The following is a 10882-nucleotide window of genomic DNA, read 5'->3' as shown; positions in this document are numbered from 1 at the left end:
CTCGGCGGACTCTGCCGACGTCACCACGTCTTGAAGCACCAGACCGCGTGGACCGTGAAACAAAAAGGCGCGGGCGTCCTGGAATGGACCAGCCCCAGCGGCGCGACCTACATCGACAAACCACCCGCACCCGTCACCTTCACCATCGACGAACCGGATCCGAATCCCGATCCGCCACCCGATGAAGCCGCACCGTTCTGAGCCACCGCAGCAAGGGCGAAGGTCAGGATCCGAGCCTCTCCCGTCCCCGCAGCGACGCCCCGTGCGGTGACGCCCCTCAAGTAAGAATGCTCAGAGGGGAGACTGGCCCCATGCCCGACAGGCCTGAGATCGTCTGCATCTGCGGTTCCCTCCGATTCGCCGAGGAGATGCGTGCGGCGAACCGCGAGCTGACGTTCGCGGGCGCCATCGTCCTCGCACCGGGAGAGGCAGGCGAGGTGATCACGATCGAGCAGAAAGCGCTGCTGGATGCGCTGCACCTCCGGAAGATCGATCTGGCCGATCGCGTTCTCGTCGTCAACCCCGGCGGGTACATCGGCGAGTCCACTCGCAGAGAGATCGACTACGCGCGCACCGCCGGTAAGTCGGTCTCGTTCACGGAAGCCGCCGACTGACCCGGGTCGAGTCCGCACGGAACGTCGGGCGCACAACCGGAACGATTCGGCCCCTCTCGTAGCGACCTGACCTGGGGCAATGCCCGAGGTCAGCGCTCGGTCAGCGCAGGCACGACCGGACGGTGCTCATAGAACGTCTGCAGTACGACGGTCGTCCTCGTGCTGACGTTCGCGGCGAGGCGGATGTCACGCACCAGCTGCTCGAGGTGCCTCGGCGAAGCGACCCGCGCGAACAGCATGTAGCTCGCGTCGCCCGCGATCGAGTGGCAGGCCTCGATCGCGTCGAGGTGCTCGAGCAGCTCCGGCGCATTGTCGGGCTGGGCCGGGTCGAGCGGGGTGATCTCGATGAACGCCGCCAGCGGCTTTCCCACCGCCTCGGCGTCGATGACGGGGCGGTAACCCGAGATGACGCCGCGCGACTCGAGCCGGCGCAGCCGCGCCTGCACAGCCGAGACCGACAGCCCCACGGTCTCTGAGAGCTGCGCCAGCGTGGCGCGCCCGTCCTGAGAGATGGCGGCCAGGATAGCGAGGTCGACAGGATCGTCCATGCATGGAATAATATCGGAGTCAGAGAAGTTCCGCAGGAATATTTCCTGCGCTATCCCCGATCGGAGGTCCCGATGTCCCTCATTTCCACCCACAGCAACGCTCTCATCGGCGAACCCGAGGTCGTCGAGGACGCGTCCACCGCTGAGCAGTCCGCCGCGTGGAAGCTCCTCAAGGACGCGGCCATCGCGATCCGCCCTCTGCAGATCAAGGACGGCTCCGTCCCGAACGCCGAGGACCACGACGCCGCGCGCGCACACGTCGCCGCGATCGTCGCCGGGATCCGCGCGCTCGCCCCCGCCTTCCCGCACGACGCCGAGTACCTCGAGGCCTCGGTGAAGGACTTCCAGCGCTGGGTCGATGAGGGCTTCGGCGTGCCGGACTTCCTCGACTCGCTCATGGCGTTCCAGCCGCAGCAGCACCGCGTCGACGGCATCCGTCACCTCGTCGTGTTCCCGATGTACACCCAGAACGGCTCGAGCGACCGCCTCGTCGAGGCGCTCATCGTCGAGACCATCTGGCCCGAGTTCATCGCCGACCTCGAGGACGGCGACTACGGCAACAAGCTGTTCGTCTCGCTGCGCCTGGTCGACTTCACCCCCGGCTACGACACGAACTCCGCGGTGCTCTTCCCGGAGACCGTCGCGATGCGCGAGATCCCGTCGTTCACCTGGGGCGCGATCTTCCAGGACCGCGAGGCCGCCCGTTACCGCCGGGTGGTCCGCGCGGCGAGCGAGATCACCAACCTGGAGCTGCCCGAGCGCGCCGCCGCCATGCTCGACGACCAGGAACTCGCCGAGAAGACGTTCGTGATGTGGGACATCATCCACGACCGCACGCACATGCGCGGCGACCTGCCGTTCGACCCGTTCATGATCAAGCAGCGCATGCCGTTCTTCCTGTACTCGCTCGAGGAGATGCGCTGCGACATGACGGCGTTCCGCGAGTCGGTCAAGATCGAGCGGGCGTTCGACGCGCGCGTCGCGGCGGGCGAGCAGCTCACCGACAGCGAGCAGGAGATGCACCACTACGCGCACCTCGTGCAGTACGCGGTGATCTTCGACCGCATCTTCCGCTTCGCGATCACCGGCACCCGCACGCGCAACTACGACGCTGTCGGCGGACAGCTGCTGTTCGCCTGGCTGCACCAGCGCGGCGTGCTGCACTGGACCGACACCGCGCTCGCCTTCGACTGGGAGAACGTGCCGGACGCCGTGGTCGCGCTCGGCGACGCGATCGACGACCTGTACTGGCACTCGATCGACCGTCCGAAGACCGCCCACTGGCTCGCCGCCTACGAGCTGGTCCGCGGCACCCTGACGCCGCACCCCGCCTCGCAGTGGGCCCGCGGCCTGTCCGACGAGATCCTCGCCGGCGCACCCAAGGGCTACACCGACGCGGTGCTGGACGACGAGTTCCCGCTGTCGATGTTCTTCGAGACACTCGACAAGAAGATGAAGCCGGTCATCGAGTCGACCGTGGGCATCCGCGGCACCGATCAGTAACCGGCACTGATCAGTAACCGGCACTGATCAGCAACAGCATCGACGTCTGACCGTCATTCGGGGCGCGTCTCACCGCAGAACTGTGGCGAGATGCGCCCCGATTCGTCGGGAGGCACCCCGAGACGGGGAATGCACTGCAACAATGGCGCGCGGATCCGCAGAGATTCCGGATCCGCTTCGTCTTCGACTTCTTAGAGGAGCAACGACATGACCGTCATGGGACGCACCGTTCTTCTTGCCGGGGCCACCAGCCCCTCGGGCCTAGCCATCGCCCGAGCCCTGTTGGCTGCCGGGGCGCGCGTGATCGCCGTGGGACGCGACCAGGGCAAGCTCGACGCACTCGCGGCGGCTGCGCATCCGAACGCGGCGACCGGTGCGGGGTCGATCCGTACCGAGCGGTGCTCGCTCACGAACGAGGCCGAGGTGGCCATGCTCGCCACACGCCTCGCGGACGACGGGGAACACGTCGACGGGCTGGTGCCGTTGGTCGGGGGCTGGCGCGGCGGCGGCGGCCTCGCCGGGCAGACCGAGGAGGACTACCGCTTCCTCGAACAGGCCTTCACCGCGGTGCGCGTGACGAGCCGCGCGTTCGACGCCGACCTGCGCGCCTCCGAGGCGGGCCGGTTCGCAATCGTCTCCTCCACTGCTGTCGGCCGGCCGCTCGCCGGCGGCGCGAACTACGCCGCGGTGAAGGCAGCGAGCGAGGCCTGGACCCGCGCCGTCGCGCAGGGCTTCGCCAAGTCCGCCCGAGACGCGGAGCAGCCGCTGCGCGCCGCCGCCGTGGTGCTTCGCGTGCGCGGCCTCGACGACGTCATCGATGCGGTCGCCGCGCGGATCGTCGCGCTGTGGGCCGAGGATGCGGCGGAGCTGAACGACCGCGTCATCGACGTGACCTGACCGGATCCGTCACCGGATCCGGCCGCCAGATCCAGACCGCCAGGATCCAGACCACGGATCCCGCTAGTCGCGTGCGGCACTTTCTTTCGCGATGGGATCCTTCCGAGCGCTGCTCCTCCGCGCGCCGCCCCGGCGGGCGAAGAGCGCCTGAACGGGCCCCGAGAGCATCAGCAGGAACATCGCCCCGTAGCCGATCGCGGGGACCAGCACTGCGATGAGCAGAGCGATCGCGAACATCGCGCTCGTCACGATCTCGGCGATGATGCCGCGACGCAGCGACTCCGGGTCGATCCGATGGAGCTCCGGATGGTTGCGCAGATACAGCCGGGTCGCCAGCATGAGCAGCGATGACGCCAGGAGCGCCCCGATGTAGAGCAGCTTCTGCGTCGTGTCGGGATCCATCGCTCCGAGCAGCGCCGTCGATACCGGCAACCAGACGATCGTGAGCATCCACCCGACCTGAAGCCAGACGAGCGGAGAGGTGACCCTCTCGACACGGTCGAAAACACGATGATGGGTCATCCAGAAGACGGCGATGATGAGGAAGCTCAGACCGAAGCTGAAAAGCTGGCTGTTCTCCTCCTGCACGAACTCGAGCGAGCTCTTGCCTTCGCGCGCGAGCTCGGAAACGCTCTCCAGCAGCGGCAGGATCAACAGCGTCATCGCGATCGCCACCACGGCATCGATGAAGGCCTTGAGTCGCTCCGCGGACAGGATCGGCCTGATCTCATCCTCTGGCGTCGGCGTCTCGGCATCCACGGCAGGCTGGCTCACTCCCGCATGCTCCCGTACTCGCCGGATCCGGTCAAGGCGCCGCGCCCGCCACGAGCCTGCCTCCCTCGTCGCGGAGGGCCCGCGGCCTCTTGAGCGGACCGCCGCAGAATAGACTGGGGCGGTGAGCGTTCTGCACGATACAGCCCTGCGCGGCTTCGCGTCCGACAACTATTCCGGCATCCACCCCGAGGTGCTCGCGGCGATCGTGGAGGCCAACGACGGCCACCAGATCGCCTACGGCGAGGATCAGTACACCGAGCGGCTGCAGGAGGTCTTCCGGCAGCACTTCGGCGAGGGCGTGGAGGCCTTCCCCGTCTTCAACGGCACGGGCGCCAACGTGACCGGCCTGCAGGCGATGCTGCCCCGCTGGGGCGCCGTGATCTCGGCGTCGACCGCGCACATCAACGTCGACGAGGGCGGGGCGCCGGAGCGCATCGGCGGCTTCAAGATCCTCTCCGTGCCCACCGAGGACGGCAAGCTCACGCCCGAGCTCGTCGACCGGGAGGCCTGGGGCTGGGGCGATGAGCACCGCGCCCAGCCGCTGGTCGTCTCGATCACGCAGTCCACCGAGGTCGGCACGCTCTACACCGCGGACGAGATCCGGGCGCTCGCCGACCATGCGCACGAGCGCGGCATGAAGCTGCACCTCGACGGCGCCCGCCTCTCGAACGCCGCCGCCGCCCTCGACCTGCCGTTGCGCGCCTTCACGCGCGACGCCGGCGTCGACGTGCTCAGCTTCGGCGGCACCAAGAACGGCGCGATGCTCGGCGAGGCGATCGTCGTCCTCACCCCAGGGGCTGCCGACGGCCTGGTCTACTCGCGCAAGTTCAACATGCAGCTGGCCTCGAAGATGCGCTTCGTGTCGGCGCAGCTCATCGCGCTCCTCGAAGGCGACCTGTGGCTGCGCAACGCCCGCCGCTCCAACGCGATGGCCCAGCGGCTGCGCTCCTCGCTCGAAGCGGGCATCGCCGACGGATCCATCCAGGGCGTGGGCTTCACGCAGCAGACGCAGTCGAACGGCGTCTTCGCGACGCTGCCCGACGGCGTCGCCGACCGCCTGCGCGACACGTTCCGGTTCTACGACTGGGATGCCGCTCGCAACGAGGTGCGCTGGATGTGCGGCTTCGACACCGCCGAGTCCGACATCGACGCGCTCGTCGCGCTCGTCGCGCAGGAGACCAGCCGGTAGGGATCCGGATCCGCGCGCCTCGGTCGGCTCAGCGCAGCACGCTCAGCGCAGCAGGCCGAGGTGCGCGAGCGCCTGACGGATGAGCGTGCCGCGGCCGCCCTCCATCTCGGCGGCGAGCGCATCGCTGGCCGCCTCCTCGGGGCTGAACCAGGTCACCTCGAGCGCGTCCTGACGCGGCTCGCAGGTGCCGGTCACGGGTACCACGAACGCGAGCGACACCGCATGCTGGCGGTCGTCGTGATACGCGCTCACACCGGGGAGCGGGAAGTACTCGGCGACGGTGAACGGGGCGGGCGACGGCGGCAGCATCGGGAACGCCATCGGACCGAGATCGTTCTCCAGGTGCCGGAACAGCGCATCGCGCACGGTCTCGCCGTAGCGCACACGACCGGACACGATCGTGCGGGTCATCTCGCCGAGCGGTGTCGCGCGCAGCAGGATCCCGATGTCGGTGACCACGCCTGCTCCGTCGGTGCGCACCGGCACCGCCTCGACGTAGAGCATCGGCAGGCGGCGACGCGCCTGGGCGAGTTCGAAGTCGGTCAGCCAGCCGGGATTCGCCCCGCCCGACGCTCCGAGGCCGTCGAGCCCGCCGGACAGCCCGGACAGCGCGTCGGGGAGACCGTCGTCGTCGGCCGGATCGGGATCGGGTGTGCGTACCGCCATGGTCTCTTTCTACCAGCGTCTCCCCGTGAGTGTCGGACTGCCGCGGTTTCTCGTCCGAGGCGGGTGCCGCATCCGCCCTGTCGCTGCCTGCGGCAGGATGGAACCATGGCCGAATCCGTGGAGATCGATCGCAGCGCCGTGCACTGGGCGCGACAGGGCGAGGAGCTGCCACTGCTCCTGCTGCTGCACGGGTACGGATCCGATGAGCGCGACCTGTTCTCGCTCGTGCCGTTCCTGCCCGAGGGTGCGACCGTGGCGTCGCTGCCCGCACCGCTGCCCGCACCGTGGCCGATGTCCGGACGGTCCTGGTACTCGATCGACGAACTGGAGCGACGCGACCCGGCCTCCGTGACCGCCGCTGCGGATGCCGTGCTGCGCTGGATCGACGCCGAGGCCGCCGATGCGTCGTCGATCGCGCTGCTCGGGTTCTCGCAGGGCGCATCGGTGGCGCTACAGGCGGCCCGCCAGGATCCGGAGCGGATCGCCGCGGTGGTGAACCTCAGCGGCTACGCGGCCCCCGGGGATCTGCCGGGCGACGCCGAGCTGCGCGAGCGGCGCACCCCGATGTTCTGGGGGCGCGGCTCGCGGGATGACGTCATCCCGCCCGCCCTCATCGTGCACACCGCGCAGTGGCTGCCGGATCATGCGGAGCTGACCGGGCGCGTGTATCCGGGTCTCACGCACAGCGTGTCCGAGGAGGAGCTGGCCGACGTGCGCCGGTTCCTCGACGGCTGGCTGGAGAGCCTTCAGACTCCGGAGGCGCCGGAATCGCCGGAGTCGCCGGAGGGCTGATCCGGCTGCTCACCGGCTCGACGCCGCTGCTCCTCGCGCTGCATGCGCATGCCCGCCCAGGTGAACAGCACCATGACGGCGGCGCCGATCACGAGTCCGAGTGCGATCCCGGTGCCCATGTTGTGCAGCGCGACGCCGAGGGCCACCCCGACGCCCATGCCGATCGCGAGCCCGGCACCGAGCCCCACACGGCGGAGCGTCTCACCGGACGCCGGACGCTGTTCTTCCATGCCTCCAGGCTAGATCTCCTGCGGCGGGCCGGCATCCGCCGTAGGACGGATCCTGATCCGGATCCGCCACTGTCGGGGCTCGATCGACGCGGTTAGATGCTCGCGACACGCCCGGGTTGCACGAATCCCGGGGGCCCGGTATCGTCGTCCGGGTCCTGTCCGCCGTGTAAGGAAGTCCCTTGATCTGAGTCGTCGCCTCCGCGTTCCATCCACGCGCTGATCCGACACTCCTTCCTGCCCTCGCACTTCTCGGCACAGGCATCTCCGGTCCTCCGGATCCGTCCTTCTGCGACGGTCCCGCCCCTCGACGGGCTCACGAACCGGTCCGGCATCAGCGCACCCGAACATCTTCAGGGAGCCGCCCATGTCATTGCTCACCACCTCCTCCGCGGTCGTGCTCGACCGCGTCACCTTCACCTGGCCCGACGGATCCACGGCGCTCGACGCCGTCTCCGGCGCCTTCGGTGCGGGCCGCACCGGACTCGTCGGACGCAACGGATCAGGAAAGTCGACGCTGCTCCGCCTCATCGCGGGAGAGCTCACGCCGACGTCCGGCCACATCAGCGCGAACGGCGACGTGGCGTACCTGCCGCAGCGCCTTACGCTCGACACGCACGCACGCGTCGCCGAGCTGCTGGGCGTCGCCCGTGCGCTCAACGCCGTGCGCGCCATCGCGGCCGGCGACGTCGACCCCGACCGGTTCGACGAGGTCGGCGACGACTGGGACGTGGAGGCCCGCGCCGCCGCGGCCCTGGCCGAAGCGGGCCTGGATCCGTCCTTCCTCGACCGAACCGTCGGCGAGCTCTCCGGCGGCGAGGCGGTGCTCGTCGCGATCGCCGGGATCCGCGCACGGCGAGCCCCGATCACCCTGCTCGACGAGCCGACCAACAACCTCGATCGCGACGCGCGGGCGCGGCTCGGCGAAATGGTGCGCTCCTGGCGCGGCACGCTCATCGTGGTCAGCCACGATGTCGGGCTGCTCGAGTTCATGGACGATACCGCGGAGCTGTACGGCCGCGAACTCAGCGTGTTCGGCGGTCCGTACTCGCAGTGGCGAGCCTGGCTGGACGCCGAGCAGGACTCCGCCCGGCAGGCCGAGAGGGACGCCAAGCAGGCCTTCAAGAAAGAGAAGCGGCAGCGCATCGAGGCCGAGCTGAAGCTCGCGACCCGATCCCAGATGGCGAAGAAGGCCTTCGAGGAGAAGCGCGAACCGAAGATCGTCATGAACGGCCGGAAGATGGCGGCACAGGTCTCGGCCGGCAAGCTCCGCACCGAGGTCGCCGAGAAGGAGGGCTCGGCCCGCGCCGCGCTCGACGAGGCCGGACGGCGGATCCGCGACGATGCCACGATGAAGATCGAGCTGCCGGATCCGGGCGTCTCCCGGAGCCGCCGCATCGCGACGATCGGCGACGCCGAGCGGTCCTGGACGATCCAGGGCCCGGAGCGGGTGGCTCTGATCGGACGAAACGGGGTCGGCAAGACCACGCTGCTGCGGCGGCTCGTCGACGGCGCCCGCAAGGCTCCGGACGACGGCGCGCCGAGCTCAGGCTGGACCACCGTCCCAGTCGCGGATCCGGTGCCCGTCCCGAATTCAGGTTCGATTGCCGATTCAGCGGATGAAACCGCGGATTTCCGCGGATCCACGGAATCCAGCCTGAATTGCGTCGCGCACACGGACCGCATCGGATACCTGCCGCAGCGGATGGACGGGCTCGACGAGACCGCGACCGTCGTGGAGAACGTCGCCGAGCGCGCCCCAAAGATCCCCGAGAAGGAGCTGCGCAACCGGCTGGCCCGGTTCCTGATCCGCGGCGCGGCCATGGACCGTCAGGTCGGCGCACTGTCCGGCGGGGAGCGCTTCCGAGTCGCCCTGGCGACGCTGCTGCTGGCCGACCCCGCACCGCACCTCGTGGTGCTGGACGAGCCGACGAACAACCTGGACCTCGACACCGTCGACCAGGTCGTGCAGGCGCTGCGCGCGTACCGTGGGGCGGTGCTGATCGTGAGCCACGACGACGCGTTCCTGCGGCGCCTGGACCTGGATCTGACGCTCGAGCTCGACGCCGAAGGCTCGCTCACGGAAGTCGCGCTCGGAACCTGACGGCGCGGCCCGGTGCGAGGCACACACGGCCGGATCCCTCGAGGCCGGTCGGGTGCGCCTCGTGAAACCATCTCCGACACATCGGGAATGCGGCCGCCTGATCCCGCTGTTGCGCTCGTCATGACGACAATCGGAATCATCGGAGCAGGACACATCGGCAGCGCCGTCGCAGAGGCTTTGGCGGGTCTCGGCTACGACATCGTGATCGCGAACTCGCGCGGTCCGGAGACCCTCGACGCGCTCGTGACGCGACTCGGGCCGCGCGTCACGGCATCCACCGCGACCGGAGCCGCCGAGGCCGCAGACATCGCGGTGATCACCGTCCCGTTGAAGGCGGTGAACGATATTCCCGTGGCGCCGCTCGCCGGGAAGATCGTGCTCGACACGAACAACTACTACTTCGAGCGGGACGGGCACATCGAGGCCCTCGACCGCGGCGAGACCACCACGTCGCAGCTCCTGCAGGACCACCTTCCCGACTCGAAGGTCGTGAAGGCGTTCAACCAGATCCGGGCCGCCGAGATCCTGACGACCGGAGCTCCGGCCGGCTCACCAGATCGGCGCGCTCTCGGCACGGCGAGTGACGACGATGACGCGATCGCGTTCGTGACCGACCTCTACGACCGGCTCGGGTTCGACACCGTGAGCGCCGGCCCGCTGAGCGAGTCGTGGCGCCTCGAACGCGACCGTCCCGCCTACGTCACGCGGCAGAACGCCGAGGAGCTGCGCGCCAACCTCGCCATCGCGAACCGCCTGCCCTGACGCGCCGGCGGCTCGGCGTGGCTCCTGATCGGTGACCTCGTTTCGAAGCGCGCAAATGGCTCGATTTCACCTCGAAATGCGGCCATTTGCGCGCTTCGAAACCAGACGTGCATCCAGCGGGCGTCCAGGGCACGGGGGCAGGATGAGGGCATGAGCACCCTCGTCCGCCCTCGCAAGGGCCGCATCATCGCCGGCGTCTGCGCCGCTCTCGCGCACCGGTTCGGCTGGCCCGTCCTCCTCGTGCGTCTGCTCGCGATCCTGCTGATGGTGTTCGGGGGCCTTCCGCTGTGGGTCTACATCGTGCTGTGGATCCTCATCCCGAAGGAGAAGTGAGCTCCCCGGCTCCTGCGATTCAGGCGCGCCTCGACCGCATCGCCCGGGTGTGCCCGAGCGCCGGGTCCGCCGCGAGCAGGGCGTACTCCTCCGACTCCCGCGGCACCAGAGCGACCCGTCCCTCCGCGTCGCTGAGCACGCCCCAGCCGTAGCGCTTGCCCAACGGCGAGGCGCGCAGGCAGGCCTGCCCCTTCGCGAAGAACTCCTCCCGCGCTCCGCTGTCTTCCGGATCGAGGCCCCGGCGCAGCGCCCACGTGGAGAAGATGACGTCATCGGAGGTGCGCTCGAAAGGGTGCTCCGCGATCATCCGGTAGTGCAGCGCGGCGATCGTGGGGACGGTCGCTGAGATCGTCGAAGGGCCCGCCGGCGGCTCCTGTGCGTGCTCCACGGGACAGTCCTCGGCCACCTCGATGAACGTGCTGATGTAGTTCGTCGTGTGCTCGGCCATGCATCCATGCTCGCATCCGCCGGTG

Annotated in this window: 13 protein-coding genes and 1 pseudogene; 9 read left to right on the top strand and 5 right to left on the bottom strand. The window is 69.3% G+C overall.

The annotated features are described in order from the left end of the window. Both AB4078_RS01525 and AB4078_RS01520 read left to right on the top strand, forming a co-directional pair. Positions 1–201: pseudogene (locus tag AB4078_RS01525) on the top strand (HNH endonuclease signature motif containing protein); the annotation flags it as partial. Positions 202–311: 110 nt separating this feature from the next. Beyond that, positions 312–614 carry a hypothetical protein gene (locus tag AB4078_RS01520; RefSeq protein ID WP_441975696.1) on the top strand — a complete coding sequence of 101 codons (303 nt, stop codon included), beginning with the start codon at positions 312–314 and terminating at the stop codon, positions 612–614. Positions 615–703: 89 nt separating this feature from the next. Here AB4078_RS01520 and AB4078_RS01515 read toward each other — a convergent pair whose 3' ends face one another. Further along, on the bottom strand, positions 704–1162 hold the full coding sequence (locus AB4078_RS01515; protein WP_440734941.1) for an Lrp/AsnC family transcriptional regulator: 459 nt from the start codon (positions 1160–1162) through the stop codon (positions 704–706). Positions 1163–1234: 72 nt separating this feature from the next. On the opposite strand from AB4078_RS01515, the gene AB4078_RS01510 reads away from it, so the two are divergent. Then, a complete protein-coding gene (locus AB4078_RS01510) occupies positions 1235–2665 on the top strand; it encodes a DUF6421 family protein (RefSeq protein WP_441975695.1) in 1431 nt (476 codons plus the stop codon). A gap of 207 nt (positions 2666–2872) precedes the next feature. After that, positions 2873–3562 (top strand): SDR family NAD(P)-dependent oxidoreductase, encoded by a 690-nt coding sequence (locus AB4078_RS01505; RefSeq protein ID WP_441975694.1) that lies wholly within the window; start codon positions 2873–2875, stop codon positions 3560–3562. A 63-nt stretch (positions 3563–3625) separates the two neighbouring features. Here the strand turns inward: AB4078_RS01505 and AB4078_RS01500 are convergent, their stop codons facing one another. Further along, on the bottom strand, positions 3626–4336 hold the full coding sequence (locus AB4078_RS01500; RefSeq protein ID WP_441975693.1) for a TMEM175 family protein: 711 nt from the start codon (positions 4334–4336) through the stop codon (positions 3626–3628). Between the two features lie 121 nt (positions 4337–4457). On the opposite strand from AB4078_RS01500, the gene AB4078_RS01495 reads away from it, so the two are divergent. Further along, positions 4458–5525, top strand: a complete 1068-nt coding sequence (locus tag AB4078_RS01495) for a threonine aldolase family protein (protein WP_441975692.1) — start codon at positions 4458–4460, stop codon at positions 5523–5525. Positions 5526–5567: 42 nt separating this feature from the next. Here AB4078_RS01495 and AB4078_RS01490 read toward each other — a convergent pair whose 3' ends face one another. After that, positions 5568–6191: an NUDIX hydrolase family protein gene (locus AB4078_RS01490; RefSeq protein ID WP_440734935.1), complete on the bottom strand. Its 624-nt coding sequence runs from the start codon at positions 6189–6191 to the stop codon at positions 5568–5570. A gap of 105 nt (positions 6192–6296) precedes the next feature. Here AB4078_RS01490 and AB4078_RS01485 point away from each other — a divergent pair, with 105 nt between their 5' ends. After that, on the top strand, positions 6297–6983 hold the full coding sequence (locus AB4078_RS01485) for an alpha/beta hydrolase (RefSeq protein WP_441975691.1): 687 nt from the start codon (positions 6297–6299) through the stop codon (positions 6981–6983). Here AB4078_RS01485 and AB4078_RS01480 read toward each other — a convergent pair. Next, positions 6938–7213 carry a hypothetical protein gene (locus AB4078_RS01480; protein ID WP_440734933.1) on the bottom strand — a complete coding sequence of 92 codons (276 nt, stop codon included), beginning with the start codon at positions 7211–7213 and terminating at the stop codon, positions 6938–6940. The genes AB4078_RS01485 and AB4078_RS01480 overlap by 46 nt on opposite strands. A 364-nt stretch (positions 7214–7577) precedes the next feature. Here AB4078_RS01480 and AB4078_RS01475 point away from each other — a divergent pair, with 364 nt between their 5' ends. The 3 genes from AB4078_RS01475 to AB4078_RS01465 all read left to right on the top strand — a co-directional run bounded on the left by AB4078_RS01475 (position 7578) and on the right by AB4078_RS01465 (position 10409). After that, a complete protein-coding gene (locus tag AB4078_RS01475; RefSeq protein ID WP_441975690.1) occupies positions 7578–9314 on the top strand; it encodes an ABC-F family ATP-binding cassette domain-containing protein in 1737 nt (578 codons plus the stop codon). 120 nt (positions 9315–9434) lie between these two features. Then, complete coding sequence (locus AB4078_RS01470) at positions 9435–10076, top strand: NADPH-dependent F420 reductase (RefSeq protein WP_440734931.1); 642 nt, start codon at positions 9435–9437, stop codon at positions 10074–10076. A 150-nt stretch (positions 10077–10226) separates the two neighbouring features. Then, positions 10227–10409, top strand: a complete 183-nt coding sequence (locus AB4078_RS01465; protein WP_441975689.1) for a PspC domain-containing protein — start codon at positions 10227–10229, stop codon at positions 10407–10409. 19 nt (positions 10410–10428) lie between these two features. On the opposite strand, the gene AB4078_RS01460 is transcribed toward AB4078_RS01465, so the two are convergent. Continuing rightward, entirely contained in the window at positions 10429–10857 is a 429-nt protein-coding gene (locus tag AB4078_RS01460) for a DUF6157 family protein (protein WP_441975688.1), read from the bottom strand. Positions 10858–10882: the final 25 nt, after the last annotated feature.

Origin of the sequence: Microbacterium sp. 2MCAF23, from assembly GCF_052115565.1 — a bacterium.
Lineage (GTDB): Bacteria > Actinomycetota > Actinomycetes > Actinomycetales > Microbacteriaceae > Microbacterium.
The sequence above is the reverse complement of the archived record's forward strand: the minus strand, read 5'-3'. Positions and strand labels throughout refer to the sequence as shown.